We start from the raw sequence: 26,093 nt of genomic DNA on the forward strand, positions 1-26,093 counted from the left end.
GACCTGCCGACCTACCGACCTACCGACCGGCCCGCTCACCCGGACGCCCTCAGGGTCCGGGACGGGGACTCTCCGAACTTCTCCCGGTAGCGCGCCGCGAACCGGCCCTGGTGGGCGAAGCCCCAGCGCCAGGCCACCTCGCTCACGGTCACCTCCTCCGGCGCAGCCGCCCGCAGCTCCTCGCGGACCCGGTCGAGACGCACCTCCCGGACGTACGCCATCGGCGACATCCCCACGTACTCCCGGAAGGACTCCTGGAGGCGGCGCACGCTCACCCGGGCCAGGGCCGCGAGTTCGGTGGTCGTGTACGGGTGCTCGGGGCGCTCCCGTACCGCGTCCATCGCCCGCTTGACCGGGGCCGGGCGGCGCGCCTCCCCCGGGTGGGCCAGCGCCTCGCGCCAGGGGTGCTCGGCGGCCAGGAGCAGTCCGTTGAGCAGCGCCTCCTGGAGGGGCCGCGCGACCAGCTCGTGCTGGGCGAGGCCCTCCCCCGCGAGCGCCTCGTAGGCGACCTGGCGGGCGAAGCGGACCCAGCTCAGGCCGGGGCCGCGCGTGATGTCCAGGCGGGGCGCGAAGGTGAGGGGGCCGCTCGCCGGGCGGCCGAGGAGCCGTTCCAGGCGGTCGCGCAGTTCGGCCGCCCCGATCTTCACGGAGAGGGTCCGGCAGTCCCCGCTCCAGCGGTCGAGGAAGGTGTCCCCCGACGGATCGAGCAGCAGCGCCTCGGTGGCCGTCGCGACGACCGGCGGGCGGCCGCCCTGGCGTATCTCCATCGTGCCGCTGAGCGGCGCGTTCAGGTGGTACGCGCCGAGCTCCCCGAAGCTCATCCGCACGTCGGCCCCGCAGCTCAGGTCGCCGATGACCAGCGGCCCGAGGGCGACGGTGTCGAAGCGCGCCGCGAAGGGCCGCCGCTCCCGTTCGACGACGTCCATGCGATTCGCGTAGTAGCGCGCGTCGAGCTCCTCGCGCGCCTCGTCGACGTCCCCCGTGCGGAACGAACTCCCACCCACTGCACCCATGGGCCGAAAGGATATTCAAAAGGATATTCGTATGACGGATCCGGCCGGGGGCGGCAGGATTCCGTGCATGCCGAGACCCCAGGGATTCACCTACGAGCAGCGCCGCGACGGCTCCGTCGTCCTCACCCACCAGGGCCGTGCCGCGGGCGTGCTGCGCGGCGGCCGTGCCGACAAGTTCCTCGCGGAGGTGGAGTCCGGGGACGCCCAGCTGGTCATGGCCCGCTGGACGGGCGCGTACCGCTTCGGCAACGAACGGCAGGCCAGGAACCACCCGCGTAACCAAGGTGGCCGAACCGGGCGAGGGTAAGGGAACGGCAAAGCGGTCCGGATCGTTACCCCTGGCATGACCGCTATGACCCCCGGCTCGAACATTCCGCTCACCGTCGCGCGCGTGGCGGTGGACGTCGCCGCCCCGGTGCGGCTCGACGTCTCGGGCCTGCTGCTCGGCGCCAACGGCAAGGTGCGCTCGGACGACGACTTCATCTTCTACAACCAGCCCGCCGGGCCCGGTGTGGCCTACCGCTCCGGCGGCGGCACCGCGCCCGACGCGATCGTGGTGGACACGAGCGCGGTCCCGGCCGGCATCGAGAGGATCGTCGTCACGGCGAGCCCCGACGCCGCGGGCCAGACCTTCCAGGGCATCGAGCCCACGGCCACCCTGCGCAACGCGGACGACGGCAGCGTCCTCGCCACCTTCACACCGCCGCAGCTCGGCACGGAGACGGCGCTGGTGGTCGTCGAGGTCTACCTGCGCAACGGCGCCTGGAAGGCCCGCGCCGTCGGCCAGGGGTACGCGAACGGGCTGGCAGGCATCGCGACGGACTTCGGCGTCTCCGTGGAGGACGAGCCGGCCGCCGCCCCGGCCCCGGCACCCGTCGCCGCCGCTCCCGTCGCGCCCCCGGTCCCGCCCGTCCCGCCGGCGCCGCCCGCCGCCGCCCCTGTCGACCCCCGCATCGCGGCCTCGGCGCCCGCCGCCGCGGCCCCCGTCTCCACCGGCAAGATCAACCTCGACAAGGGCCGGGTCAACCTCCAGAAGAACCAGACGGTGTCCCTGGTCAAGGGCGGCAAGCCGCTGCTCTCCCAGGTCAAGATGGGCCTCGGCTGGGAGCCCGCCTACCGGGGCAAGGACATCGACCTGGACGCCTCCGTCATCGCGTACGGCCCCCAGCGCAACCACCTGGACAGCTGCTACTTCGGCAAGCTGTCGATCCTCGGCGGCTCGGTCAAGCACTCCGGTGACAACCTCACCGGCGAGGGCGCGGGCGACGACGAGGTGATCGTCGTCGACCTCGGCCGGCTGCCCGCCGAGGCCACCGGCCTGGTCTTCACGGTCAACTCCTTCTCCGGTCAGAAGTTCACCGAGGTCGCCAAGGCCTACTGCCGGCTGATGGACGCCGCGACCGGCGAGGAGCTGGTCCGCTTCGACCTCACCACCGCCGAGCCGCAGACCGGCGTGATGATGGCGAAGCTGATCAAGCAGTTCACCGGCGAGTGGGAGATGACGGCGATGGGCGAGTTCGTGAAGTCGCGGACCGTCCGGGGCATGGTGAAGCCCGCCGCCCAGTCGCTCTGAGCGGCAGGCTCCGTCTCTCCCCCCGGGAGAACCGGGTGAACTAGGAGAACAGGGCGCTGTAGGCGTTGAGGGCGGGCTGGCCGCCGAGGTGGGCGTAGAGAACGGTCGAGTCCCGGCCGATCTCTCCCCGCTCCACCAGGTCGATCAGGCCCGCCATCGACTTCCCCTCGTACACGGGGTCGGTGATCATGCCCTCGGTGCGGGCGGCGAGCCGCATCGCGTCGAGGGTCGCCTCGTCCGGGACGCCGTACACCCCGGCGTGGTAGCGCTCGTCCAGCTCGACGTCGGCCGCCGTCACCTCGCGCTCGACGCCGATGAGCGCGGCGGTGTCCCGGGCGATCCGGGTGATCTGCTCGTGCGTCGGGCCGGGCTTCGCGGAGGCGTCGACGCCGATGATCCGGCGGGCCGGTCCACCCTCCTCCGCGAGCGCGGCGAAGCCCGCGACCATCCCGGCCTGGGTGGAGCCGGTCACCGAGCAGACGACCACCGTGTCGAAGACGACGCCGAGCTCACGCTCCTGCTCGGCCACCTCGTACGCCCAGTTCGCGAAGCCGAGACCGCCGAGCGGGTGGTCGGAGGCGCCCGCCGGGATCGCGTACGGCTTCCCGCCGCCCTCCTCCACCTCGCGCAGGGCCTGCTCCCAGCTCTCCTTGAAGCCGATGCCGAAACCCGCCCGTACGAGGCGCACGTCGGCGCCGGCGAGGCGGCTGATCAGGATGTTGCCGACCTTGTCGTAGACGGCGTCCGGCCAGTCGACCCAGCTCTCCTGCACGAGGACGCAGCGCAGTCCGGCGCGGGCGGCGACGGCGGCGACCTGACGGGTGTGGTTGGACTGGACGCCTCCGATGGAGACGAGGGTGTCGCAGCCCTGGGCCAGGGCGTCGGCGACCAGGTACTCCAGTTTGCGGGTCTTGTTCCCGCCGTACGCGACACCCGAGTTGCAGTCCTCGCGCTTGGCCCAGAGGGTGGCGCCGCCGAGGTGGTGGGTGAGCCGTTCGAGGGGGTGGACCGGGGAGGGCCCGAAGAGGAGGGGGTAGCGGTCGAAATCGGAGATCGGCAAGACGGCTCCCGGTGGGTGAAGGTGGCGGCTGGACGAGGACCCTGGCGCGCTATGGACAGTCCGTCGGTGCCGGGATGCCGGTGACCTCGGCCACCTCCACGGCGTCGTCCGCGAGCTGTTCGAGCGCCGCCCAGATCTCCGTGGTGATCCGTACCGCCGCCTCCGCGTCCCCGTCCGCGCACGCGTCGATCAGCCGGGCGTGCAGCTCGGCCGACCCGCAGCTTCCGGAGTCGCCGAAGAGCCGCCGCTCGACGCGGCGGATCAGCGGGGTGTACCGCGCGATGGTGGCGGCGGCCGCGTGGTTGCCGCTGGCGACGACGAGGACCTGGTGGAGGTCGTCGTCGGCGCGCAGGGCGGCCTCCACGTCCGAGCAGCGGACGGCGGCCGCGAAGCGCTCGTTGGCCTCGCGCATGGCCCGGACGCCCTCGGGGCCGAGCAGCGGTACGCCGGTCCTGGCGGCGAGTTCGTGCATCACGCGCACGACCGATGCGGCGTCGCGGACCACGCGGCTGACCGGCCGGGTGACGCGGGTGTAGCTCTGCGGCTTGGTCTCGACGAGCCCCTCGCCGCAGAGCCGGGCCAGGGCCTCGCGCACGGGTGCGCGCGAGAGCCCGAGGAGGTCGGCCAGGTCGGCGTCCTTCAGCGGGGCGCCCGGGGCGAGCTCGCCGCGCACGATGGCCTCGCGCAGCGCCTCGTACGCCCGGTCACGCAGCAGGGTCCGGCCCACGGGCCTCAGTGCGTCCATGGAGTGACATGTTAGATGTCAGTCCATGGACCTGACCAGGGGTCAGAGGGGCAGACCCGGAGGGCCGGAAGGGCAGCCGCCCGGTGGCTCAGCGGCGGGGCTGACGGCGCCAGGGGCCGGTGATCGCGATCAGGATGCCCGGGTTCTGGATGCTGGCGAACAGGGTGTCGCCGTCGGGCGAGAAGCAGACGCCGGTGAACTCGCTGTCGTTGAGGTCGTTGCGGGCGATCGGGTACGTGCGGCCGGAGTCGGTGGCGCCGAAGAGGTGCTGGACGCCTTCGCCGTCCTCGGCGATGACGATGCCACCGTACGGGGAGACGGTGATGTTGTCGGGGCCGTCGTAGGCGCCGTCCTCGTCGGGGGCCGTGTTCACGCCGAGCAGCACCTTGAGCGTGAGGGTGCGGCGCTTGGGGTCGTAGAACCAGACCTGGCCGTCGTGCGCGGCGCCGGGGCTCTCCTCGCGCGCGTAGGAGGAGACGACGTACGCGCCGCCGTCGGCCCACCACATGCCCTCCAGCTTGCGGGCGCGGGTGACCTGGCCGGGGGCGAACTGCTGACGGACCGGGACGGTGCGGCCGTCGCGGTCGGGGACGTCGACCCAGTCCACGCCGTAGACGGTGCCGATCCGGGTGGCGCGGGAGAGGTCGTCGACGAAACGGCCGCCGGAGTCGGTGCACTTGAAGGCCTGGAGCACACCGGCGTCGTCGGCGAGCGTACGGAGCTGTCCGCGCCCGTGCTCGAAGCCCTGCGGCGGCACCCAGCGGAAGAGCAGGCCGTTGGGCTTGGCGGCGTCCTCGGTCAGGTAGGCGTGGCCGCGCTTCGGGTCGATGACGACGGCCTCGTGGTCGTAGCGGCCGAAGGCCTTGACCGGCTTCGGGGCGCGGTTGGCCCGCCGGTCGCGCGGGTCGACCTCGAAGATGTAGCCGTGGTCCTTGGTCATGCCGTTGACGCCCGCGAGGTCGGAGTTCTCCTCACCGGTCAGCCAGGTGCCCCAGGCGGTGCTGCCGCCCGCGCAGTTGGTGGAGGTGCCGGCGATGCCGACCCACTCGGCGACGGTGCCGTCGCGGTGCACCTCGACGACCGTGCAGCCGCCGGATGCGGCCGGGTCGTAGACGAGCCCCTCGGCGAGCGGGACCGGGTGGGCCCACTTGGAGCGGGGGCCCTTCAGTTCGTGGTTGTTGACCAGGTACGTGGTACCGCGCGGGCCGGCGAAGGCCGCCGTGCCGTCGTGGTTGGAGGGCGTGAACTCGCCGCTCTCCAGGCGGGTGACGCCGCTGTGCGTGATGACGCGGTACGAGAACCCGGCGGGCAGGGCGAGGACGCCCTCGGGGTCGGCGACGAGCGCCCCGTACCCGAGCGCGTGGCCGTGGCCCTCTCCGTGACCGTGACCGGTTCCGTACGCCTCCGGCTCGTCGGAGGCGAGGGCCTCGGGCGCGGTGGCGAGAGCGCCGACGACACCGGTGAGGGCGAGCCCCGCACCGGCGACGGCGGACTGCTTGGTGAACTCTCTGCGGTTGAGGGTCATGGTGTACGGGTCTCCCTGTGACGGCCGGATCTCGCCGGTCACCCTTCCGCGCCCCCACGAACACGAGCTGAACGCCACGGAAACGCATCAGGGAACCGGAGAGTCGGAGAGCCAGGGACAAAGGGCGAACGCCCCACTGCCCACAGCCCACTGCCCGCGACCAGCGACCCGCGACCGGCGACCGGCGACCGGCGACCGCCGACGGCGTCAGAGGATCAGGACCCCGACCCCGACCGCGACCGCGCCTTGAAGGCCGACTTACGGGCCTCCTTCGCCGCCGACTTGTCCCGGTGGAGCCGCCCCATCGCCTCCAGGACCTCCGCCGTCGCCGGGTGCTCCACCCGCCAGGCCGCCTCGAAGAAGCCGCTGTGGCGGCCCGCGAGGCCCTCGATCAGCTCCTGGAGCTCCTCCAGGTCGCCGTCCGAGTCGAGCTGCGCGGCGATCGTGTCGATCGCCAGCCAGAAGATCATCTCCTCCGACGGCGCGGGCACGTCCGCCGCGCCGCGCTCCACGAGCCAGACCCGCGCCAGGCCGCCGAGCTCCGCGTCGTCCAGGACCTCCCGGACCGCGGGCTCCGCCTCCGTGCCCACCAGAGAGAGCGCCTGCTGGCAGTGGAGGCGGCGGAGCGGCGAGCCCGCGTCCGCGCCCCGCGCCGCGTGCAGCAGCTCCCGTGCGGCGGTCACCGCGTCGCGGCCGGCGAGCCAGGCGGCGGTCTCGGCGCGCGCGGCGGCCTCCGGGTAGCCGGCGATCCCGCCGAGGAGCGCGTCGGCGCCCTTGTCGGCGAGGTCGCCGACGGCGGGCGCGTCCAGGCCGGCCTCCAGCATCCGGGCCCGGACGCCGTAGAGCCCGAGCGGGGTGAGCCGGACCATGCCGTACCGCGTGACGTCCTCGTCGTCGAGCGTCGCGGCGGGCTCCTCGCCCTCCTCGGCCATCAGGGCCTCGTCGACGGGCTGGTACTCGACGAGACCGATCGGTTCGAGCAGCCGGAACTGCTCGTCGAGCCGCATCATCGCGTCCGAGACCTGCTCCAGGACGTCGTCGGTCGGTTCGCCCATGTCGTCGGGGACGACCATCGACGCGGCGAGCGCGGGCAGCGGCACGGGCCCGTCGCCGGGTCCGCCCTCGCTGACGGTCAACAGGTAGAGGTTGCCGAGTACGCCCTCCAGGAACTCGGCCTCCGCCTCCGGGTCCCACTCCAGGGAATCGAAGTCGAACTCGCCGTCCGCGCCGGCGATCGCGTCCAGGTCGTCGAGGACGGGGACGACGGCGTCGGCGAAGACCGCGTCGAAGCCGTCCAGCCAGAGCCCGAGGACGTCCTGGGGCGAACCGGCCGTGATCAGCGCCAGGTTCTCGCCGGGAGCGGCCCCGCCGGGGGTCTCGTCGTCCGCGCCGTCCTCGACGGTCACCAGGCCGGTGTCGACCGCGAGCCGCCAGGCGTCGCCCGCCAGGATCTCGGCCTCCTCGACGTCGTCCTCGAAGGCCTCGGACCCCTCGCCGGCCGCGCCGCCCTCGCCGTCCGCCTCGACGGTGAGGCCCAGGACCTCCACGGCCTCGGGGAGTTGCTCGTCGACGAGTTCGCCGCCCGTGCCGACCCGGGTCTCGGGTCCGGCCCAGCGGGCGAGCCGTACGGCGCGGGCGAGGAGGGGCGAGGCCAGGGCGTCCCGCGCCAGCTCCGCGTCCGCGGGAAGCCGAACGGGGGGAAGGGTGGGCTGCTCGGCTGACATGTGGGGTGTCTCCTCGACGCGTACGGAAGGGGATGGGGACAGGGGACGGGGACGTGCGCCATGGCGTCGTGCGCCCGGGCATCGCGCGCCCCGGCGTGTGCCGTGAGGCGAAAGAGCGGTACTCAGCGTAGACGCATCCGGGGGAACGTCCGGCGGTTCACGGATCCGTCAGCCTTCGTACACCCGTCGACTCTTGACAAGTTCCCCCCTCTCGCAAGAGATTGACGCGCGTAGATTCATCTGCCGTTCCTCCAAGCACCCTCCGGAGCCCTGATGCCTTCCTCCATACCGAGATCTGCCGCCGTCTCCGCCGTCGTCGCCGCCGCCCTCGCCGCCGGACTGCTCGCCGGTTCGACGAGCGCCGCCGCCGACGACAGCGCCGCCGGCGTCCGCATCCACGACATCCAGGGCACGACCCGCGTCTCCCCCCTCGTGGGCAAGCAGGTCACCGGCGTCACGGGCATCGTCACCGGCGTCCGCACCTACGGCTCGCGCGGCTTCTGGATCCAGGACACCGAGGCCGACGCGAACCCGGCCACCAGTGAGGGCCTGTTCGTCTTCACCAGCTCGGTCCCGACGGTCGCCGTCGGCGACGCGGTCAGCCTGAACGGCACGGTCACCGAGTACGTCCCGGGCGGCCTCACCTCCGGCAACCAGTCGCTGACCCAGATCTCCAAGCCCGTCATCACGGTGGTCTCGAAGGGCAACCCGGTCCCGGCCCCGGTGACGATCTCCGCCTGGTCCGTCCCCGACACGTACGCGCCCGAGGGCGACCCGGCCGCCGCCGGCTCGATCAACGGCCTGCCGCTGGACCCGGAGACGTACGCCCTGGACTACTACGAGTCGCTGGAGGGCACGAACGTCCGCATCGGCTCCTCGCGGGTGGTCGGCGCCACCGACCCGTACGCGGAGCTGTGGGTGACGGTGAAGCCGTTCGAGAACGACAACCGGCGCGGCGGCACGGTCTACGGCTCGTACACGTCGCAGAACACGGGCCGGCTGCAGATCCAGTCGCTGACCCCGCTCGCCCAGCAGCCCTTCCCGAAGGCGAACGTCGGCGACGTGCTCACCGGCACGACCGAGGGCCCGCTCGACTTCAACCAGTTCGGCGGCTACACGCTGACGGCCCGGACCCTCGGCACGGTCGAGGACAACGGCCTGGAGCGCGAGACCACGGACCGGCAGCACAAGAACGAGCTGGCCGTGGCCACGTACAACGTCGAGAACCTCGACCCGAGCGACCCGCAGGAGAAGTTCGACGCGCTCGCGAAGGCGGTCGTCGACAACCTCGCCTCGCCCGACATCCTCGCCCTGGAGGAGATCCAGGACAACAACGGCGCCAAGAACGACGGTACGGTCGCCGCCGACCAGACGGTCAAGAAGTTCACGGACGCGATCGTCGCGGCCGGCGGTCCGGCGTACGAGTGGCGCTCGATCGACCCGACGAACAACAAGGACGGCGGCGAGCCCGGGGGCAACATCCGCCAGGTCTTCCTCTTCAACCCCGAGCGCGTCTCCTTCACCGACCGCGCGGGCGGCGACGCCGCCACGGGCACGGCCGTGACGGGCACGAAGGGCCACGCCGCGCTGACCCTCTCCCCCGGCCGGATCGACCCGGCGAACACCGCCTGGGAGAGCAGCCGCAAGCCGCTCGCGGGCGAGTTCGTCTTCCGCGGCCGTACGGTCTTCGTGATCGCCAACCACTTCGGCTCGAAGGGCGGCGACGAGTCCCTCGTCTCGCACCACCAGCCGCCGAACCGTTCCTCCGAGGCGAAGCGACTGCTCCAGGCGCAGGCCGTCAACGCCTTCGTGAAGGACATCATCGCCGTGGAGAAGCAGGCCGACGTGCTGGTCGTCGGTGACATCAACGACTTCGAGTTCTCCGGGACGACGCAGGCGCTGACGGACGGCGGCGCGCTGTACCCGGCCGTGAAGTCGCTGCCGCGCGCCGAGCGGTACTCGTACGTCTACCAGGGCAACAGCCAGGTCCTCGACCAGATCCTGACCAGCCCGGGCGTGCACCACTTCGAGTACGACAGCGTGCACGTCAACGCGGAGTTCGCCGACCAGGACAGCGACCACGACCCGCAGGTGCTGCGCTTCCGCCCGTGACGTGATCCCCGGCCACACGCCCGCGCCGCGACTCGGCGCGGGCGTGTACCGCCGACCCCGGCCGCCGACCCCGGCCACCGGCGAGGTCGAGGACGCGGGTGCCGTCCGTGCGAGACTCGGCTCCGTGATCCTGCGCCCCGCCACCCACGCCGAACTGCCCGCCGTCCTCGCCCTGCTCGCCGACGAGGAGCGGGTCGTGGACCCCGGCTCGGTCACCGTGACCGAGGCGTACGAGCGGGCCTTCGCGGACATCGAGGCCGATCCGCGCAACGAGATGCTGGTCCTCGTGGACGGTGAACTCGTCCTGGGCTGCCTCCAGATCACGTACATCCCGGGTCTCGGCAAGGGCGGCGCCGAGCGCGCCCTGGTCGAGGCGGTCCGGATCAGGGCCGACCGGCGGGGCGCCGGGCTCGGCCGGGAGCTGATGGAGCGGGCCGTGGCGCGGGCGCGGGCACGCGGCTGCGCGCTCGTCCAGCTGACCAGCGACAAGCGGCGGACCGAGGCCCACCGCTTCTACGCCTCGCTGGGCTTCGCACGCAGCCACGACGGTTTCAAACTGCGCTTCTGACTGCGCTTCTGACTGCGCTTCCGCAAGCGCTTCTCAGAGCGCTTCCGAGGGTTCCGCTATCCGAGCAGGTGCCCACCGCCGTCCACGAGAGGCACCACGTTTCAGCAGGTCTTATCTCTTGACCCAAGCAGATCTAAGTGGACCTTCATGGTCCGATCCGCGCAGACTGCCGAGATGAGCCCTGTACGTCCTTTCGGCCGCGCCCTCTGCGCGATGGTCACCCCGTTCACCCCGTCCGGCACGCTCGACCTCGACCGGGCGGGCGAGCTGGCCGCCCACCTCGTCGCGGAGGGCTGTGACGGCCTGGTCCTCAACGGCACCACCGGCGAGTCCCCGACCACCACCGACGCCGAGAAGGCCGCCCTCGTGCGGGCCGTCCGCGCGGCGGTCGGCCCGGGCCCCTCGCTCCTCGCGGGCGTCGGCACCGCCGACACCCGGCACACGGTGGAGCTGGCGCGGCAGGCCGAGGAGGCGGGCGCCGACGGAGCGCTCGTCGTCACCCCGTACTACAGCCGCCCTCCGCAGGCGGCCGTCGAGGCGCACTTCCTGAAGGTCGCCGACGGGACCGGCCTTCCGGTGATGGTCTACGACATCCCGGGCCGCACCGGGACCCGGGTCGAGCCGGCGACGATGCGGCGCCTCGCCGAGCACCCGCGGATCGTGGCGGTGAAGGACTGCTCGTACGACCTCCTGACCTCGGCCCGGCTGATCGCGGAGACCCCGCTCGCGTACTACTCGGGCTGCGAGGAGCTGAACCTGCCGCTGTACGCGGTCGGCGGCGCCGGCTACGTCAGTACGGTGGCGAACGTGGTGCCCCGTCAGCTGCGCGCGGTCCTCGACGCCCTCGACAGCGGGGACGCCACCGGTGCGGCCCGGCTCAACGCGCTGACGCTGCCGCTGGCCGAGCTGATGATGGCCGCGGGACTGCCGGGCACGGTGACCGTCAAGGCCCTGCTCGGCGGGCCGGTCCGCGAACCGCTGCAGCCCGCCGACCGGGAGACGGTCGACGGGCTGCGTACCGCGCTCGAAGCACTGCTTCAGGCGGAGTCGGTGGTGTAGGTCCGGCCGAGGATCGCGGCGTGCTCCAGGACGTCCTCCAGCGGGTCGTCGATCTGGCCGGTGTGGAGCGAGAGGCTGGGCCCGTTCGTGACGGTGGGGCCGTTGTGCGTGTGCGTCTCGTCCGCCTGGGCCACGCCGGCCGGCAGCAGTACCGCCACCGCCGTGAGCACTCCGGCGACCGTGGGCTTCGTCCTCATGTCGACTCCTCGCCTTGTCTGCTTACCGTGACTCTGCGTTCTGTTAACGCAGAGTCACGGCATCAGTTGTGGCTACCGGGTCGGTTGCGGCTACCGGATCAGTTGTGGCTGTGGAGGACCTCGTTCAGCCCGCCCCAGACCGCGTTGTTCGGGCGGGCCTCGACGGCGCCGGTGACCGAGTTGCGGCGGAACAGGATGTTCGAGGCGCCGGAGAGCTCGCGGGCCTTGACGACCTGGCCGTCGGGCAGGGTGACCCGGGTGCCGGCCGTGACGTACAGACCGGCCTCGACGACGCACTCGTCACCGAGGGCGATGCCGACGCCCGCCTCGGCTCCGATCAGGCAGCGCTCGCCGATCGAGATGACGACGTTGCCGCCACCGGAGAGGGTGCCCATGGTGGAGGCGCCGCCGCCGATGTCGGAGCCGTCGCCGACGACGACGCCGGCGGAGATCCGGCCCTCGACCATCGAGGTGCCGAGGGTGCCGGCGTTGAAGTTGACGAAGCCCTCGTGCATGACGGTGGTACCGGCGGCGAGGTGGGCGCCGAGACGCACGCGGTCGGCGTCGGCGATGCGGACCCCGGCGGGCACGACGTAGTCGGTCATGCGCGGGAACTTGTCGATGCTCGTCACGGCGAGGTGCAGGCCCTCGGCGCGGGCGTTGAGCCGCACCTTCTCGACGTCGTCCACGGCGACCGGGCCGAGCGAGGTCCAGGCGACGTTGGTGAGCAGGCCGAAGACGCCGTCCAGGCTCTGGCCGTGCGGCGTGACCAGCCGGTGGCTGAGCAGGTGCAGGCGCAGGTAGGCGTCGTGCGCGTCGAGCGGCTTCTCGTCGAGCGAGGCGATGACGGTACGGACGGCGACCACCTCGACGCCCCGGCGTGCGTCCACGCCGAGGGCCTTGGCGGCGCCCTCGCCGAGGGCGTTCACGGCCTCGTCGGGGGAGAGCCGCTCGGTGCCGGCGGGGCCGGGCGCGTCGGTCAGCTCGGGGGCGGGGAACCAGGTGTCGAGAACGGAGCCGTCACCGGCGATGGTGGCGAGGCCGGCGGCGACGGCGCCGGTGGTGCGAGGAGCAGTGGTCATGACGGAAAACCTAACCGGCGGGCCCCCGCCCGGGCCAACCGGTCTCAGGTGACGGTCGCGTCGCGGGCCGTCTCCGGCGGATCGACCGAAGGCGACGGCGAGGCGGTCGGACGTTCCCACCGGACACCGGAGAGGGAGGGTTGAAAGAATATGTAGATCGGTCTACTTTGACGTCATGGGACAGAAGGGCGCCGAGACGCGGGACCGACTGCTGGACGCGACGCAGGAACTGGTGGAGACGGCGGGGTACTTCGGCACGGGGCTCAACCAGGTCATCGCGGTCAGCGGCGCACCCCGCGGCTCGCTCTACTTCCACTTCCCCGGCGGCAAGGACCAGCTGGTCGGCGAGTCCGTCCGGCGGGCGGGACAGGCGATCGGCGACACCCTGGGGGGGGCGGCCGACACCGACCTCTCGCCGGCGGAGTTCGTCGAAGAGGTACTGCGCCACCTGGGCGACCGGCTCGCGGAGTCGGGCTGGCGCAAGGGATGCCCGGTCGCGACCGTGGCGCTGGAGACGGCCGCCGTCAACGACCCGCTACAGGAGGTGTGTTCGGAGGTCTACTCCTCCTGGGAGGCGGCCCTGCGCGAACGACTGGCGAGCCACCCGGACGCCGATGACCTCGCCGTCACGGTCCTGGCCCTGGTGGAGGGGGCGCTCCTGCTGGCCAGGGCGCATCGCAGCAGGGACCCGCTGGAGCGCGTCGCCCGCCGGATTCACACGCTGCTGGGCTGACCGAGGCCCGCCGGTCGACGGCGGGCCTTCTTCCTGGCCAAAAAATATGTAGACCGATCTATTAAGGAGTCTCATGGACGCGATCGTCTTCGGCGCGAACGGCTTCATCGGCCGCTCCCTCGTCGCCGAGCTGCTCACCCGGGGCCGGCGGGTGGCGGCCGCCGTGCGCAAGGACACCCTCACCCCCTGGCTGGCCTCCCAGGGCGTGGACACCGCGGGGCTGGAGATCGTCACCGCCGACATCACCCGACCGCTTTCGGGGCTGCCGGAGGCACGCGACGTCTACAACGCCGCCGCCCGCTTCGCCTTCGGCCTCGGCGTGGAGGAGGCGCGGGCTGCCAACGTCACCGGGGCGCTCCACGTTCTCGAATGGGCCGCCGGGCTGCCCGGGCTGCGGCGCCTGGTGCACATCAGCGGTTACCGGGTGAGCGCGGCCGGCGGCCAGGCCGACTACGCCGGTCTCGGCGCCTACGAGGCATCCAAGTCCGAGGCCGATCTCGCGGTGCGCGCCCGGGCCCGCGAACTGGGGGTCCCGCTGACGATCGCCAATCCCGGCACCGTGATCGGGCCCGGCCAGTACGTCGGCCTCGCCTCCCTCGTCGAGGACCTGTGGCGCGGGCGGCTCCCCGCGCTGCCCGGTGGCGCCGACACGTTCCTGCCGATCGCCACGATCGACTACTTCGCACGGTTCCTGGCGGAGGTCCCCGCGGGGCCGGCGGGTGAGCACTACTGGGTGCTCGACGACAGCACGCCCCTCCTGCCCGACCTGATCCGTACGATCGCCGAGCACACCGGCGTACGCGCCCCTCGCCGGACCGTCCCCGTCGGCCTGCTGCGGCGCCTGCCGCGCGCGCTGACCGGCGCCGATCCCGAGACGCTGTCCTTCCTGTCGAGCGACCGCTACCCGACGGCGTCCGCCCGTGCCTTCGCCGCCGGCGCCGGCCTGGAGATGCCTCCGGCCGCCGACGCCCTGCGCGCGTGGGCCGACGACCTGGTGGCCGCGCGGTTCGGCGGGGCCTCGCCCTGGCTTCGCCCGTACGGCTTCCACGCCGTGGCGGGCAGTCGTACCTGGGTGACCGGAGAGCGGCACCGCCCCACCCATGTCCTGCTGCACGGCCTGCCGATGAACGCCGACGTCTGGGCGCCCCTCGCCGCCCGCCTTCCCGGCCCGGTGCTGGCCCCCGACCTGCCGGGGCTGGGCCGTTCGGCCGCCACGGACCGGCCGGTGGACGCGTGGCTGGCAGAGCTGCTGAGCCCGGTGTCGACCCGCCCCGTGCTGGTCGCGCACTCCGCGGCCTGCGGACCCGCGCTCCGCTTCGCCGTCGACCACCCGGAACGCGTCAGCGGGCTCGTCCTCGTCTCCCCGGCGTTCCTGCAGGCACCCGCGGCGCGGCTCGCTCGCTCGGGCCTGGCCGCGCCGATGCTGCGCCGTATGTCCGCCGCTCGGCTGGCCGGGACGCTGGGTGTTCCCGAGGGGGCGGAGGTGGAAAGCGCCGCGGCCGACCTGCGCCGTCGCGGGGTGGCGCGCCGGGTGGCCGCGACGCTGCGCACGGACGTCGCCGAGCGGCGGCTGTCGCGGACGCTGCTGGACCGGGTGGAGGTCCCGGTCCGGATCGTCGTGGGCTCGAAGGACCCGCTGGTCGCGTCCGTCGATCACCCGGTGACCGAGATCGCCGGCGCCGGCCACTACCCCCAGCTGACCCACCCCGCCCAGCTGGCCCACGCCCTCGGCGCCGCCACGGACGGCGGGTGAGCCGACGGGGGTGAGCCGACGGCGGATGACCCGACGGCGGATGACCCGACGGCAGGTGACCCGACGGCAGGTGAGCCCACAGCGGATGAGCCCACAGCAGACCCGACAGCGGATGACCCGCCGGCAGGAACCCCGCACGGACACCCGCGCCTACAGAGGCGGGCCCCCCGCCGGCACCAGGATCCGGGCCAGCATCGCGCGCGCGTACTCCTCGTCGTACGTGCCGTCGGTGAGCAGCACCTGGAGGCAGATGCCGTCCATGAGGGCGACCAAGGCCCGCGCGGTGGCGGCGTCGGTCCGGGTGGCGAGCGCCGCGACGACGGTCTCGGTCCACTCGGCGGCGACCGGGCGCAGGGCGGGGCGGCGCAGGGCGGCGAGGTAGAGCTCGTACTCCAGCTCCACGCCGACGCGTTCGCCGCCCAGCCACTCCCCCAGGAGCCGGGCGAGCGCGGCGGCGGGGTCGGTGTCCGGCGCGGCGAGGGCGGGGCTCTCGCGGAGCTGCCGCCCGAAGCCCTCGTTGGCCTTGCGCAGGGCGGCGACGAGGAGTTCGTCGAGGGAGGCGAAGTGGTACGTGGTGGAGCCGAGCGGCACGTCCGCCTCGGCGGCGACGGTGCGGTGGCTCAGCCCGGCGATGCCGGCCCGGCCGACGACCCGGAGGGCGGCGTCGACGATCCGCTCGCGCCGCTCGGGGTCGTGGCGGCGGGCGCGGGCCATCAGTGCGCGCCGCCGAGGTTGAGGACAGCGACACCGGCGACGATGAGGACGATCCCGGCGATCTTGGCGAGGCTGAGGGTCTCACCGAGGAAGAGGATGCCGATCGTGGCGACGGCGGCGGTGCCGACCCCGGACCAGATGGCGTACGCGGTGCCGACCTGGAGCGTCTTGAGCGCCTGGGCGAGGAGCGCGAAGGCGATGAGGTAGCCCGCGCAGGTGATCAGCGAGGGCCAGAGCTTGGAGAAGCCGTCGCTGTACTTCATCGAGGTGGTGGCGAGGATCTCCGCCACGATGGCGCCCGCCAGCAGTCCGTAACCCATGCGTACGAGCGTACACAAGGATGTGTACGGCCGTACACAAAGCCGACCGATACCGTGTCCCGCATGACGATTCCCCCAGGTCCGCCCTACGGCTACGGATACGGCTACCCGCCGCCGCCCCCGCCGCCGCAGCCCGGCGTGATACCCCTGGCGCCGCTCGGCCTCGGCGCCGTCCTCTCGGGTGCCTTCTCCGCCTTCGGCCGCCACTGGAAGCAGCTGATCGGCGTCACCGCCGCCGTCTACGGCTCGGCACTCCTGCTGGTGGCAGCGGCCCTGCTCATCGCGTACGCGGCCGTGAGCGACCGCTTCCCCGCCGTGTTCGACCTGCCGGCCGGCCAGGATCCGCAGTGGGTCGACCTCCGGCCGCTGATCATCGCCTTCACCTGCGTCTGGGTCGTCGGCCTGCTCGCGGCCCTCGGCGCCAACGCGGTGATGGCCGCGGCCTGCCCGGCCGTGATCCAGGAGGCCGTCCTCGGCCGCCCGACCACCTTCGGCGCACTGTGGCGCCGGTCCTGGTCCCGGATGCCGGCCGTCCTGGGCACGGTGCTCCTGACGAGCGTCGCCCTGATGCTCCCGGTCGTGCTCTTCCTCCTGGCCTTCTTCGGCCTGTTCCTGGCGCTGCTCACCGACCTGGGCGACCTGGACGGCACACCTCTGGAGGGCGACTGGTCCCTGCCGGCCACGGCGGCCATGCTCCTGGCCCTGCTCGTCACGCCGCTCGCGCTCTGGATCTGGATCAAGTTCAGCCTGGCCCCCGCGGCCGCCGTGATGGAGGGGCAGGGCGTCTTCGCCTCGATGCGCCGCTCCTCGGCCCTGATCCGCGGCTCCTGGTGGCGCGTCTTCGGCATCCTGCTGCTCGTCGGGCTCATCACCACCGTCGCGAGCTGGCTGATCCAGCAGCTCCTCTCCACGGTGGCGTGGATTCCGATGGCGGGCGTCGGCTTCACCGGCGGCGACGCCGCCGCGCTGATCACCGGCCTCTCCGTGACCTTCACGCTGGTGATCATCGGACAGCTGATCAGCCAGCTGATCGTCTCCGTCTTCCCCCCGCTGGTGACCGCCCTGCTCTACGTCGACCAGCGGATCCGCAAGGAGAACCTGGCCCCGGAGCTCGCCCGCGCGGCCGGCCTCGCCTAGGGGGTGTCCAGCGGATCAGGGCCTGTCCGACCTCGATCCGCCGGACAGGCCCTGGCCGGACACCCCCAGGGCGTCTCCGGAGAACGCGAAACGGCCGCGCCCCGAAGGGCACGGCCGTTTCGCGTGGTCGAATCCCCGACCACGAGGTCTCAGACGTTGAAGCCGAGTGCGCGCAGCTGCTCGCGGCCGTCGTCCGTGATCTTGTCCGGACCCCACGGCGGCATCCAGACCCAGTTGATCTTCAGCTCGTTGACGATGCCGTCCGTCGCCGACTTCGCCTGGTCCTCGATCACATCGGTCAGCGGACAGGCCGCCGACGTCAGGGTCATGTCCAGCGTCGCGACGTTCGAGTCGTCGATGTGGATGCCGTAGATCAGCCCGAGGTTGACCACGTCGATGCCCAGCTCGGGGTCGACGACGTCGTACAGCGCCTCACGGACTTCTTCCTCGGTGGCCGGCTTCATCGTGGCCTCAGCGTTCTCGGTCATGCCGACTTCCTCTCCGCGTCACCCAGCGCCTGGGCGGTCGCGTCCTTCCACGCCATCCAGCTGAGCAGCGCGCACTTCACACGGGCCGGGTACTTGGAGACGCCCGCGAACGCGACCGCGTCCTCCAGGACCTCCTCCATCGCGTCGTCGGGCTCGATCTGGCCCTTGGACTGCATCAGCTCCAGGAAGGTGCCCTGGATCTTCTGCGCCTCGGCCAGCTCCTTGCCGACGAGCAGCTCGTTCAGGACCGAGGCCGAAGCCTGGCTGATCGAGCAGCCCTGACCCTCGTACGAGACGTCCGCGATGCGCGAGCCCTCGTACTTCACGCGGAGCGTGATCTCGTCGCCGCACGTCGGATTGACGTGGTGCACCTCGGCATCGCCGTCCCGAAGACCGCGCCCGTGGGGGTGCTTGTAATGGTCCAGGATGACGTCCTGGTACATCGAATCCAGCTTCACGACCCAACCCCTACCCGAAGAAGTTCCGTACGTGCTCCAGACCCGCGACCAAGGCGTCGACCTCGGCCGGGGTGGAGTACAGATAGAACGACGCCCGCGTGGTCGCAGGAATTCCGTACCGCAGGCAGACCGGCCGCGCACAGTGGTGGCCGACGCGGACCGCGATGCCCTCCTCGTCGAGCACCTGACCCACGTCGTGCGGGTGGATGTCGCCGAGCGTGAAGGAGATCGCAGCGCCGCGGTCCTCGGCCGTGGTGGGGCCGATGATCCGCAGGTCCGGGACTTCCTGGAGACGCCGGACGGCGTACTCGGTGATCGCGTGCTCGTGGCGCGCGATGTTCTCCATGCCGATCGCCGACAGGTAGTCCACGGCCGCGCCGAGGCCGACGGCCTGGGCGATCGGGGGCGTACCCGCCTCGAACTTGTGCGGAGCCGGAGCGTAGGTCGAGGAGTGCATCGAAACGGTCTCGATCATCTCGCCGCCGCCGAGGAAGGGCGGGAGGTCCTCCAGGAGCTCCTGCCGTCCCCACAGCACACCGATGCCGGTCGGGCCGCACATCTTGTGGCCGGTGAAGGCCACGAAGTCGGCCTGGAGCGCCTGCACGTCCAGGACCATGTGCGGGGCCGCCTGGGAGGCGTCGATGCAGACGAGCGCACCGACCTCCTGGGCACGGCGGATGATCGTCTCGACCGGGTTGATCGTGCCCAGCAGGTTCGAGACCAGCGTGAACGAGACGATCTTGGTCTTCTCGGTGATGACCTCTTCGATGTTCGAGAGGTCGAGACGGCCGTCGTCGGTCAGGCCGAACCACTTCAGCTTCGCGCCCGTGCGCTGCGAGAGCAGCTGCCACGGCACGATGTTGGAGTGGTGCTCCATCTCCGTGATGGCGATCTCGGTCTCGTGGTCCACGCGGTAGGGCTCGTCGGCCCAGCCCAGCATGTTGGCCACGAGGTTGAGCGACTCCGAGGCGTTCTTGGTGAAGATCACCTCGTCGCGGCTCGGCGCGTTGATGAACGCCGCGATCTTGTCGCGGGCGCCCTCGTACAGCGCCGTCGCCTCCTCGGCGACCAGGTAGACGCCGCGGTGCACGTTGGCGTTGTGCTGCTCGTAGTACTCGTTCAGCGCGTCGAGGACCTGGCGCGGCTTCTGCGAGGTCGCCGCGGAGTCCAGGTACACGATCTTCTTGCCGTCGTGGACCACGCGATCCAGGAGCGGGAAGTCCTTGCGGATCGCCTCGGTGTCGAGGAGGCCGGAGAGCCCCTGATGGGCAGATGTCACGCGGATGCGCCACCCTTCGTGCTGTAGGCCTCGTAGCCCTCGTTCTCCAGCTTGTCGGCGAGCTCGGCGCCGCCGGACTCGACGATGCGGCCCTCGGAGAAGACGTGAACGAAGTCGGGCTTGATGTAGCGCAGGATGCGCGTGTAGTGCGTGATCAGCAGGGTGCCGACCTCACCGGTCTCGCGGACGCGGTTGACGCCCTCGGAGACCTGGCGCAGCGCGTCGACGTCCAGGCCGGAGTCGGTCTCGTCGAGGATCGCGATCTTCGGCTTGAGGAGCTCCAGCTGGAGGATCTCGTGGCGCTTCTTCTCACCGCCGGAGAAGCCCTCGTTGACGTTGCGCTCGGCGAAGGCCGGGTCCATCTGGAGCTGCTCCATCGCGGACTTGACCTCCTTCACCCAGGTGCGCAGCTTGGGGGCCTCGCCGCGGATGGCGGTGGCGGAGGTGCGCAGGAAGTTGGAGACCGAGACACCGGGGACCTCGACCGGGTACTGCATGGCCAGGAAGACGCCGGCGCGGGCGCGCTCGTCGACCGACATCTCCAGGACGTCCTCACCGTCGAGGGTGACGGTGCCGCCGGTGACCGTGTACTTCGGGTGGCCGGCGAGCGAGTACGCCAGGGTCGACTTGCCGGAGCCGTTGGGGCCCATGACGGCGTGGGTCTCGCCCTGCTTGATGGTCAGGTCGACACCCTTGAGGATCTCGCGGGGGCCGTTCTCGGCCTCGACGGAGACGTGCAGGTTGCGGATTTCAAGCGTTGCCATGGGTGACTCAGGACTCCTGGGTGACGGAGACGAGCACATCGTCCCCTTCGATCTTTACGGGGTATACGGGCACGGGGCGCGTCGCGGGAAGGCCGGAGGGCTTCCCGGTGCGGAGGTCGAAGCTCGACCCGTGCAGCCAGCACTCGATGGCGCAGTCCTCGACCTCGCCCTCCGAGAGGGAGACGTTCGCGTGCGAGCAGATGTCGTTGATCGCGAACACCTCGCCCTCGGTGTGCACGACCGACACCGGCGTGCCGTCGACCTCGACCCGCTTCGGGGTGTCGGCCTCCAGCTCGCTCAGCGCGCAGACTCGGACGAAGGCCATCAGACGGAGGCCTCCAGCTCGGCCTCGATCTTGGCGAGGAGACGCTCCTGGACGTCCGGCAGACCGATCTGCTGGACCAGCTCCGCGAAGAAGCCGCGGACGACGAGGCGACGGGCCTCGGTCTGCGGGATACCGCGGGACATCAGGTAGAAGAGCTGCTCGTCGTCGAACCGGCCGGTGGCCGAGGCGTGACCGGCGCCGGCGATCTCGCCGGTCTCGATCTCCAGGTTCGGGACGGAGTCGACCCGGGCGCCGTCCGTGAGGACCAGGTTCCGGTTGAGCTCGTACGTGTCGGTGCCCTCGGCGGCGGCCTGGATGAGGACGTCACCGATCCAGACGGCGTGCGCGTCCTGGCCCTGCAGCGCGCCCTTGTAGGCCACGTTCGACTTGCAGTGCGGGGTGTTGTGGTCGACCAGGAGGCGGTGCTCCTGGTGCTGGCCGGCGTCGGTGAAGTACAGGCCGAAGAGCTCCGCCTCGCCGCCGGGGGCCGCGTACGACACACGGGGGTGGATGCGGACGACGTCGCCGCCGAAGGTGACGATCACCGACTTGAAGGAGGCGTCGCGGCCGACCAGCGCGTTGTGCTGGGCGACGTGGACGGCCTTCTCGTCCCAGTCCTGGACGGAGACGACGGTCAGCTTGGCGCCGTCGCCGAGGACGTAGTCGACGTTGGCGGCGAGCACCGCGTCACCGGTGTGGTCGATGACCACGACGGCCTCGGCGAAGGCACCGAGCTCGATCACCTGGTGGCCGAAGGCGACGCCACCCTGGCCGTGCACCGCGATGCGGATCGGCTCGGTGAGGACGGCCTCCTTGGCGACGGTGACGACCGAGGCCTTCTCGAAGGAGGAGTACGCCTGGGCGGCGACGCGGTCGACGGGCTTGCCGGCCTTGCCGAGGCGCTCGTCCTCGCGACCGACGGTCTCCACGGTGACGCCCTCGGGCGCCTCGATCTCGACCTTGACGCCCTCACCGGACGCGACGGCGGTGCCGTCGTGAAGGCCGCGCAGCCGCGCCAGCGGCGTGAACCGCCACTCCTCCTCACGGCCGTGCGGGACGGGGAAGTCCGCGACGTCGAAGGACGGGGGCGCGCTCATGCGCGTGGCGACGGTGGACTCGGCGGCCACCGCGATCGAGCCGGCGGTGGTGGAGCCCGCCGGGATGTTCTGAGCCTCAGCCATGGCTGTCGTGTTGCTCTCTTCCTGCGTAAAAGAAATCAGTCGCTGCGTTCGGTGGGGCGGAAGGCCTTAGCCGACCGAGCCTTCCATCTGCAGCTCGATCAGCCGGTTGAGCTCCAGGGCGTACTCCATCGGGAGCTCCTTGGCGATGGGCTCCACGAAGCCGCGCACGATCATCGCCATGGCCTCGAACTCGGTCATGCCGCGGCTCATCAGGTAGAAGAGCTGGTCCTCGGAGACCTTGGAGACGGTGGCCTCGTGGCCCATGGAGACGTCGTCCTCGCGCACGTCCACGTAGGGGTACGTGTCGGAGCGGGAGATCGTGTCGACGAGCAGCGCGTCGCAGAGCACGTTGGACTTGGAGCCCGGAGCACCCTCGCCGATCTCGATGAGACCGCGGTAGGAGGTGCGGCCGCCGCCTCGCGCCACCGACTTGGAGACGATGTTGGAGGAGGTGTTCGGAGCCATGTGCACCATCTTGGCGCCGGCGTCCTGGTGCTGGCCCTCGCCCGCGAAGGCGATGGACAGCGTCTCGCCCTTGGCGTGCTCGCCCATGAGGTAGACGGCCGGGTACTTCATGGTGACCTTGGAGCCGATGTTGCCGTCGACCCACTCCATGGTGGCGCCCTCGTAGGCGACGGCGCGCTTGGTCACCAGGTTGTAGACGTTGTTCGACCAGTTCTGGATGGTCGTGTAGCGGCAGCGGCCGCCCTTCTTCACGATGATCTCGACGACGGCGCTGTGCAGCGAGTCCGAGGAGTAGATCGGCGCGGTGCAGCCCTCGACATAGTGGACGTAGGCGTCCTCGTCGACGATGATCAGCGTCCGCTCGAACTGGCCCATGTTCTCCGTGTTGATACGGAAGTAGGCCTGGAGCGGGATCTCGACCTGCACGCCCTTCGGCACGTAGATGAACGAGCCACCGGACCACACGGCCGTGTTCAGCGAGGCGAACTTGTTGTCGCCGACCGGGATGACGGTGCCGAAGTACTCCTTGAAGAGCTCCGCGTGCTCCTTCAGCGCCGTGTCGGTGTCGACGAAGATGACGCCCTGCTCCTCCAGGTCCTCGCGGATCTGGTGGTAGACGACCTCGGACTCGTACTGGGCGGCGACACCGGCGACGAGGCGCTGCTTCTCCGCCTCCGGGATGCCGAGCTTGTCGTACGTGTTCTTGATGTCCTCCGGCAGGTCCTCCCAGGACTCGGCCTGCTTCTCGGTGGACCGCACGAAGTACTTGATGTTGTCGAAGTCGATGCCGGAGAGGTCGGAGCCCCAGGTCGGCATGGGCTTCTTACCGAAGAGCCGCAGACCCTTGAGACGCAGCTTCAGCATCCACTCGGGCTCGTTCTTCTTCGAGGAGATGTCGCGGACGACGTCCTCGTTCAGACCGCGCTTGGCCGTGGCACCGGCCGTGTCGGAGTCGGCCCAGCCGTACTCGTACCGACCCAGGCCCTCAAGCTCGGGGTGGCTGATCTCGGTGGTCATGCGGGGTTCCTCCCGGCCGTACTGACAGATGCTGGTGAACTGGTCTGTGGGGCGCTGTGCGGGATGAACGTCGTGCAGACGCCGTCACCATGCGCGATGGTGGCCAGACGCTGGACGTGCGTTCCCAGGAGGCGGGAGAAGAACTCCGTCTCCGCCTCGCACAGCTGCGGATACTGCTCGGCGACGTGGGCGACCGGGCAGTGGTGCTGGCAGAGCTGCTCGCCGACCGGCGCGTTCCGCGCAGTGGCAGCGTACCCGTCCGCCGTCAGGGCCTTGGCAAGTGCCTCGGTCCTCCGGGCGGGGTCCGCCGAGTCGACGGCTTCCCGGTACGTGTCGCCCTGGGCCTCGATCCGGTCGCGGGCGAAGGCGGCGACGGCCTCCTCCCCACCGGCGTTGCGCTCGATCCAGCGGAGCGCCTCGACGGCCAGGGAGTCGTACGACTGGTCGAACTCGTCGCGGCCGCAGTCGGTGAGCGCGAAGATCTTCGCGGGGCGACCGCGGGCCCGGGTCCCGTAGACGCGCTTCTCGCGGGCTTCGACGACATTGTCGGCGACCAGCGAGTCGAGGTGGCGGCGGACGGCGGCCTGGGTGAGGCGCAGTCGCTCGGCAAGGTCGGCGACGGTCGAGGGACCGTGGTCCAGGATCGACCGCGCGACCCGGTTGCGCGTCGAACGCTCTCGGGTCGCGAGTTCCTCCACCGGAGCCGCGCCAACGTTTTTCACAACGCCATTGTTGCGTAATTAATCGAGGAGTGACAAGCCGCGTCCACGGCGGCCGCGGTGCCGTGCGTCACTCAGGTAAGGCTTACCTGACCTGCGGAAATGATCATTCGTAGGACGAATCCGAGCCCTCGGCCGGGTCGGGACCGGACCACCCCTCGAACCCGTACGTGCAGGCCACAGGCGCTCCACGGCCCATGACGACACCGTCGAAGCCATGCCCACCGCCCCCGGGGAAGCACACGTGAAGTCCCGGTTCGAGGGACCCGGCCCCGCGCCGGAAGGACCTTTCACGCCTCTCTAGACTTCCGCCCATGGGAAATGAGTCCGTCGACAGCGCCGTCCGCGTACGCGGCCTGGTCAAGCGGTACGGAGACAAGACCGCGGTCGACGGCCTCGACCTCGACGTGCGGGCGGGCACCGTCACGGCCGTCCTCGGCCCCAACGGGGCCGGCAAGACCACCACGATCGAGACCTGCGAGGGCTACCGCAGACCCGACGGCGGCACCGTCCGCGTCCTCGGCCTCGACCCGGTCGCCGACGCCGCCGCCCTGCGCCCCCGGATCGGCGTGATGCTCCAGTCCGGCGGCGTCTACTCCGGGGCCCGCGCCGACGAGATGCTCCGCCACATGGCGAAGCTGCACGCCCATCCGCTGGACGTCGGCGCCCTGATCGAGCGCCTGGGCCTCGGCTCCTGCGGCCGCACCACCTACCGCCGGCTCTCCGGCGGCCAGCAGCAGCGCCTCGCGCTCGCCATGGCCGTCGTCGGCCGCCCCGAGCTCGTCTTCCTCGACGAACCGACCGCCGGACTCGACCCGCAGGCCCGCCGCGCCACCTGGGACCTCGTCCGCGAGCTGCGCGCCGACGGCGTCACGGTCGTCCTCACCACCCACTTCATGCAGGAGGCCGAGGAGCTCGCCGACGACGTCGCCATCGTCGACGCCGGCCGGATCGCCGCCCAGGGCAGCCCCGAGCAGCTCTGCCGCGGCGGCGCCGAGAACACCCTGCGCTTCACCGGCCGCCCCGGCCTCGACCTGGGCTCCCTGCTCAAGGCCCTGCCGGACGGCACGGCCGCGGCGGAACCCCTCCCCGGCACGTACCGGATCACCGGCACCGTCGACCCGCAGCTGCTCGCCACGGTCACCACCTGGTGCGCCCAGCACGGCGTCATGCCCGAGGGCATCTCCGTCGAGCGCCACACCCTCGAAGACGTCTTCCTCGAACTCACGGGCAAGGAACTGCGGTCATGAGCACGGGTACGTACTCCCCGAAGCCCGGCGCGGCCCCCGTCGGCCGGATGATCGCGGCGCAGACGGCCCTGGAGGCCCGGATGCTGCTGCGCAACGGCGAGCAGCTGCTCCTCACGGTGATCATCCCCTCGCTGCTCCTCGTCCTGTTCTCCACGGTCGACATCGTCGACACGGGTGCCGGAGAGGCCGTCGACTTCCTCGCCCCGGGCGTCCTCGCGCTCGCCGTGCTCTCCACCGCCTTCACCGGCCAGGCCATCGCGACCGGTTTCGAACGGCGTTACGGGGTGCTCAAGCGACTGGGCGCGTCACCGCTCCCCCGCTGGGCGCTCATGACCGCCAAGACGCTCGCCGTCCTCGTCACCGAGGTGCTCCAGGTCGCGCTCCTCACGGCGATCGCCCTGGCGCTCGGCTGGTCCCCGCAGGGCGACCCCTTCTCCGTCCTGCTGCTCCTGGTCCTCGGCACGGCCGCCTTCTCGGGCCTCGGGCTGCTCATGGCGGGCACGCTCAAGGCGGAGGCCACCCTGGCCGCCGCCAACCTGGTCTTCCTGCTGCTCCTGGTGGGCGGCGGGGTCATCGTGCCGCTGGAGAAGTTCCCGGAGCCGGCCCGCTCGGTCCTGGAGCTGCTCCCCATCTCCGCCCTCTCCGACGGCCTGCGGGACGTCCTCCAGAACGGCGCCTCGATGCCCTGGGGCAACGCGCTGATCCTGGCCGTCTGGGGCGTGCTCGGCCTCGGCGCGGCGGCGAAGTTCTTCCGCTGGGAGTAGTCGAAGGGGTTCAGAGGGTGACGTTTCCTGACAAGCCACCCCCCTCGTGAAAGCGTGCACAAGCCCCG

General features: G+C 71.5%; 27 protein-coding genes. 10 read left to right on the forward strand and 17 right to left on the reverse strand.

The genetic code is table 11. The features are described from left to right. Window positions 1–35: 35 nt before the first annotated feature. The gene (locus OG580_RS08030) at window positions 36–1,013 is read right to left on the reverse strand and encodes an AraC family transcriptional regulator (RefSeq protein WP_267042939.1); all 978 of its coding nucleotides are present in this window, start codon (window positions 1,011–1,013) and stop codon (window positions 36–38) included. Window positions 1,014–1,080: 67 nt separating this feature from the next. Here OG580_RS08030 and OG580_RS08035 point away from each other — a divergent pair, with 67 nt between their 5' ends. Beyond that, on the forward strand, window positions 1,081–1,320 hold the full coding sequence (locus OG580_RS08035) for a hypothetical protein (RefSeq protein ID WP_267042940.1): 240 nt from the start codon (window positions 1,081–1,083) through the stop codon (window positions 1,318–1,320). Window positions 1,321–1,356: 36 nt separating this feature from the next. Next, window positions 1,357–2,586 (forward strand): TerD family protein, encoded by a 1,230-nt coding sequence (locus OG580_RS08040; RefSeq protein WP_267042941.1) that lies wholly within the window; start codon window positions 1,357–1,359, stop codon window positions 2,584–2,586. Window positions 2,587–2,626: 40 nt separating this feature from the next. Here OG580_RS08040 and OG580_RS08045 read toward each other — a convergent pair whose 3' ends face one another. From OG580_RS08045 to OG580_RS08060, 4 genes are all read right to left on the reverse strand, one after another. Beyond that, window positions 2,627–3,646 carry a 1-aminocyclopropane-1-carboxylate deaminase gene (locus tag OG580_RS08045; protein WP_267042942.1) on the reverse strand — a complete coding sequence of 340 codons (1,020 nt, stop codon included), beginning with the start codon at window positions 3,644–3,646 and terminating at the stop codon, window positions 2,627–2,629. Between the two features lie 49 nt (window positions 3,647–3,695). Next, a complete protein-coding gene (locus OG580_RS08050) occupies window positions 3,696–4,391 on the reverse strand; it encodes a GntR family transcriptional regulator (protein WP_267042943.1) in 696 nt (231 codons plus the stop codon). A gap of 88 nt (window positions 4,392–4,479) precedes the next feature. Further along, a complete protein-coding gene (locus OG580_RS08055; RefSeq protein WP_267042944.1) occupies window positions 4,480–5,916 on the reverse strand; it encodes an alkaline phosphatase PhoX in 1,437 nt (478 codons plus the stop codon). 215 nt (window positions 5,917–6,131) lie between these two features. After that, window positions 6,132–7,640, reverse strand: a complete 1,509-nt coding sequence (locus tag OG580_RS08060; RefSeq protein WP_267042945.1) for a hypothetical protein — start codon at window positions 7,638–7,640, stop codon at window positions 6,132–6,134. Window positions 7,641–7,913: 273 nt separating this feature from the next. On the opposite strand from OG580_RS08060, the gene OG580_RS08065 reads away from it, so the two are divergent. From OG580_RS08065 to dapA, 3 genes are all read left to right on the forward strand, one after another. Next, window positions 7,914–9,752, forward strand: coding sequence for an endonuclease/exonuclease/phosphatase family protein (locus tag OG580_RS08065; RefSeq protein ID WP_267042946.1), 1,839 nt, complete (start codon window positions 7,914–7,916; stop codon window positions 9,750–9,752). 1 nt (window position 9,753) lies between these two features. Next, window positions 9,754–10,320: a GNAT family N-acetyltransferase gene (locus OG580_RS08070; protein ID WP_267042947.1), complete on the forward strand. Its 567-nt coding sequence runs from the start codon at window positions 9,754–9,756 to the stop codon at window positions 10,318–10,320. Between the two features lie 174 nt (window positions 10,321–10,494). Then, window positions 10,495–11,379, forward strand: coding sequence for a 4-hydroxy-tetrahydrodipicolinate synthase (gene dapA / locus OG580_RS08075; protein ID WP_267042948.1), 885 nt, complete (start codon window positions 10,495–10,497; stop codon window positions 11,377–11,379). Here the strand turns inward: dapA and OG580_RS08080 are convergent. Both OG580_RS08080 and dapD read right to left on the reverse strand, forming a co-directional pair. Then, a complete protein-coding gene (locus OG580_RS08080) occupies window positions 11,358–11,576 on the reverse strand; it encodes a hypothetical protein (RefSeq protein ID WP_267042949.1) in 219 nt (72 codons plus the stop codon). The two genes, dapA and OG580_RS08080, sit on opposite strands and share 22 nt — an antisense overlap. 98 nt (window positions 11,577–11,674) lie before the next feature. Further along, window positions 11,675–12,658 (reverse strand): 2,3,4,5-tetrahydropyridine-2,6-dicarboxylate N-succinyltransferase, encoded by a 984-nt coding sequence (gene dapD / locus OG580_RS08085; RefSeq protein ID WP_267042950.1) that lies wholly within the window; start codon window positions 12,656–12,658, stop codon window positions 11,675–11,677. Between the two features lie 175 nt (window positions 12,659–12,833). Between dapD and OG580_RS08090 the strand changes: the two genes are divergently transcribed. Then, entirely contained in the window at window positions 12,834–13,391 is a 558-nt protein-coding gene (locus OG580_RS08090) for a TetR/AcrR family transcriptional regulator (protein ID WP_267042951.1), read from the forward strand. A gap of 73 nt (window positions 13,392–13,464) precedes the next feature. After that, the gene (locus tag OG580_RS08095; protein WP_267042952.1) at window positions 13,465–15,144 is read left to right on the forward strand and encodes an alpha/beta fold hydrolase; all 1,680 of its coding nucleotides are present in this window, start codon (window positions 13,465–13,467) and stop codon (window positions 15,142–15,144) included. Window positions 15,145–15,294: 150 nt separating this feature from the next. On the opposite strand, the gene OG580_RS08100 is transcribed toward OG580_RS08095, so the two are convergent. Both OG580_RS08100 and OG580_RS08105 read right to left on the reverse strand, forming a co-directional pair. Continuing rightward, window positions 15,295–15,858 (reverse strand): TetR/AcrR family transcriptional regulator, encoded by a 564-nt coding sequence (locus OG580_RS08100; RefSeq protein WP_267042953.1) that lies wholly within the window; start codon window positions 15,856–15,858, stop codon window positions 15,295–15,297. Further along, on the reverse strand, window positions 15,858–16,178 hold the full coding sequence (locus OG580_RS08105) for a multidrug efflux SMR transporter (RefSeq protein WP_267042954.1): 321 nt from the start codon (window positions 16,176–16,178) through the stop codon (window positions 15,858–15,860). The genes OG580_RS08100 and OG580_RS08105 overlap by 1 nt, the downstream gene beginning before the upstream one ends. Before the next feature lie 63 nt (window positions 16,179–16,241). Between OG580_RS08105 and OG580_RS08110 the strand changes: the two genes are divergently transcribed. Next, window positions 16,242–17,315, forward strand: coding sequence for an oxidoreductase (locus OG580_RS08110; protein WP_267042955.1), 1,074 nt, complete (start codon window positions 16,242–16,244; stop codon window positions 17,313–17,315). A 149-nt stretch (window positions 17,316–17,464) separates the two neighbouring features. Here OG580_RS08110 and OG580_RS08115 read toward each other — a convergent pair whose 3' ends face one another. From OG580_RS08115 to OG580_RS08150, 8 genes are all read right to left on the reverse strand, one after another. Beyond that, window positions 17,465–17,803, reverse strand: a complete 339-nt coding sequence (locus OG580_RS08115; RefSeq protein WP_267042956.1) for a metal-sulfur cluster assembly factor — start codon at window positions 17,801–17,803, stop codon at window positions 17,465–17,467. Beyond that, a complete protein-coding gene (sufU, locus tag OG580_RS08120) occupies window positions 17,800–18,261 on the reverse strand; it encodes a Fe-S cluster assembly sulfur transfer protein SufU (protein WP_267042957.1) in 462 nt (153 codons plus the stop codon). The genes OG580_RS08115 and sufU overlap by 4 nt, the downstream gene beginning before the upstream one ends. 10 nt (window positions 18,262–18,271) lie before the next feature. Then, window positions 18,272–19,540 carry a cysteine desulfurase gene (locus OG580_RS08125; protein WP_267042958.1) on the reverse strand — a complete coding sequence of 423 codons (1,269 nt, stop codon included), beginning with the start codon at window positions 19,538–19,540 and terminating at the stop codon, window positions 18,272–18,274. After that, on the reverse strand, window positions 19,537–20,304 hold the full coding sequence (gene sufC, locus OG580_RS08130) for a Fe-S cluster assembly ATPase SufC (protein ID WP_024757174.1): 768 nt from the start codon (window positions 20,302–20,304) through the stop codon (window positions 19,537–19,539). The genes OG580_RS08125 and sufC overlap by 4 nt, the downstream gene beginning before the upstream one ends. A 7-nt stretch (window positions 20,305–20,311) precedes the next feature. Next, a complete protein-coding gene (locus OG580_RS08135; RefSeq protein WP_030322524.1) occupies window positions 20,312–20,629 on the reverse strand; it encodes a bifunctional 3-phenylpropionate/cinnamic acid dioxygenase ferredoxin subunit in 318 nt (105 codons plus the stop codon). Next, complete coding sequence (sufD, locus tag OG580_RS08140) at window positions 20,629–21,810, reverse strand: Fe-S cluster assembly protein SufD (protein WP_267042959.1); 1,182 nt, start codon at window positions 21,808–21,810, stop codon at window positions 20,629–20,631. Before sufD ends, OG580_RS08135 begins: the two co-directional genes overlap by 1 nt. A gap of 66 nt (window positions 21,811–21,876) precedes the next feature. Then, window positions 21,877–23,292 (reverse strand): Fe-S cluster assembly protein SufB, encoded by a 1,416-nt coding sequence (sufB, locus tag OG580_RS08145; protein WP_267042960.1) that lies wholly within the window; start codon window positions 23,290–23,292, stop codon window positions 21,877–21,879. Continuing rightward, window positions 23,289–24,014, reverse strand: coding sequence for a metalloregulator ArsR/SmtB family transcription factor (locus OG580_RS08150; RefSeq protein WP_267042961.1), 726 nt, complete (start codon window positions 24,012–24,014; stop codon window positions 23,289–23,291). Before OG580_RS08150 ends, sufB begins: the two co-directional genes overlap by 4 nt. Before the next feature lie 311 nt (window positions 24,015–24,325). Here OG580_RS08150 and OG580_RS08155 point away from each other — a divergent pair, with 311 nt between their 5' ends. Both OG580_RS08155 and OG580_RS08160 read left to right on the forward strand, forming a co-directional pair. Further along, window positions 24,326–25,261: an ABC transporter ATP-binding protein gene (locus OG580_RS08155; RefSeq protein WP_267042962.1), complete on the forward strand. Its 936-nt coding sequence runs from the start codon at window positions 24,326–24,328 to the stop codon at window positions 25,259–25,261. Beyond that, the gene (locus tag OG580_RS08160; RefSeq protein WP_267042963.1) at window positions 25,258–26,025 is read left to right on the forward strand and encodes an ABC transporter permease; all 768 of its coding nucleotides are present in this window, start codon (window positions 25,258–25,260) and stop codon (window positions 26,023–26,025) included. Before OG580_RS08155 ends, OG580_RS08160 begins: the two co-directional genes overlap by 4 nt. The last annotated feature ends 68 nt before the right edge of the window (window positions 26,026–26,093 follow it).

It is taken from the genome of Streptomyces sp. NBC_00094, assembly GCF_026343125.1.
Taxonomy (GTDB): Bacteria; Actinomycetota; Actinomycetes; order Streptomycetales; family Streptomycetaceae; genus Streptomyces.

Coding starts and splice junctions, on each gene's coding strand:
- sufB (WP_267042960.1), bottom strand. CDS start 23,292: ATGACCACCGAGATCAGCCACCCCGAGCTTGAGGGCCTGGGTCGGTAC.
- OG580_RS08160 (WP_267042963.1), top strand. CDS start 25,258: ATGAGCACGGGTACGTACTCCCCGAAGCCCGGCGCGGCCCCCGTCGGC.
- OG580_RS08050 (WP_267042943.1), bottom strand. CDS start 4,391: ATGGACGCACTGAGGCCCGTGGGCCGGACCCTGCTGCGTGACCGGGCG.
- OG580_RS08055 (WP_267042944.1), bottom strand. CDS start 5,916: ATGACCCTCAACCGCAGAGAGTTCACCAAGCAGTCCGCCGTCGCCGGT.
- OG580_RS08065 (WP_267042946.1), top strand. CDS start 7,914: ATGCCTTCCTCCATACCGAGATCTGCCGCCGTCTCCGCCGTCGTCGCC.
- OG580_RS08035 (WP_267042940.1), top strand. CDS start 1,081: ATGCCGAGACCCCAGGGATTCACCTACGAGCAGCGCCGCGACGGCTCC.
- OG580_RS08090 (WP_267042951.1), top strand. CDS start 12,834: ATGGGACAGAAGGGCGCCGAGACGCGGGACCGACTGCTGGACGCGACG.
- dapA (WP_267042948.1), top strand. CDS start 10,495: ATGAGCCCTGTACGTCCTTTCGGCCGCGCCCTCTGCGCGATGGTCACC.
- OG580_RS08105 (WP_267042954.1), bottom strand. CDS start 16,178: ATGGGTTACGGACTGCTGGCGGGCGCCATCGTGGCGGAGATCCTCGCC.
- dapD (WP_267042950.1), bottom strand. CDS start 12,658: ATGACCACTGCTCCTCGCACCACCGGCGCCGTCGCCGCCGGCCTCGCC.
- OG580_RS08155 (WP_267042962.1), top strand. CDS start 24,326: ATGGGAAATGAGTCCGTCGACAGCGCCGTCCGCGTACGCGGCCTGGTC.
- sufC (WP_024757174.1), bottom strand. CDS start 20,304: ATGGCAACGCTTGAAATCCGCAACCTGCACGTCTCCGTCGAGGCCGAG.
- OG580_RS08060 (WP_267042945.1), bottom strand. CDS start 7,640: ATGTCAGCCGAGCAGCCCACCCTTCCCCCCGTTCGGCTTCCCGCGGAC.
- OG580_RS08115 (WP_267042956.1), bottom strand. CDS start 17,803: ATGACCGAGAACGCTGAGGCCACGATGAAGCCGGCCACCGAGGAAGAA.
- OG580_RS08080 (WP_267042949.1), bottom strand. CDS start 11,576: ATGAGGACGAAGCCCACGGTCGCCGGAGTGCTCACGGCGGTGGCGGTA.
- OG580_RS08135 (WP_030322524.1), bottom strand. CDS start 20,629: ATGGCCTTCGTCCGAGTCTGCGCGCTGAGCGAGCTGGAGGCCGACACC.
- sufD (WP_267042959.1), bottom strand. CDS start 21,810: ATGGCTGAGGCTCAGAACATCCCGGCGGGCTCCACCACCGCCGGCTCG.
- OG580_RS08095 (WP_267042952.1), top strand. CDS start 13,465: ATGGACGCGATCGTCTTCGGCGCGAACGGCTTCATCGGCCGCTCCCTC.
- OG580_RS08100 (WP_267042953.1), bottom strand. CDS start 15,858: ATGGCCCGCGCCCGCCGCCACGACCCCGAGCGGCGCGAGCGGATCGTC.
- OG580_RS08040 (WP_267042941.1), top strand. CDS start 1,357: ATGACCGCTATGACCCCCGGCTCGAACATTCCGCTCACCGTCGCGCGC.
- OG580_RS08110 (WP_267042955.1), top strand. CDS start 16,242: ATGACGATTCCCCCAGGTCCGCCCTACGGCTACGGATACGGCTACCCG.
- OG580_RS08030 (WP_267042939.1), bottom strand. CDS start 1,013: ATGGGTGCAGTGGGTGGGAGTTCGTTCCGCACGGGGGACGTCGACGAG.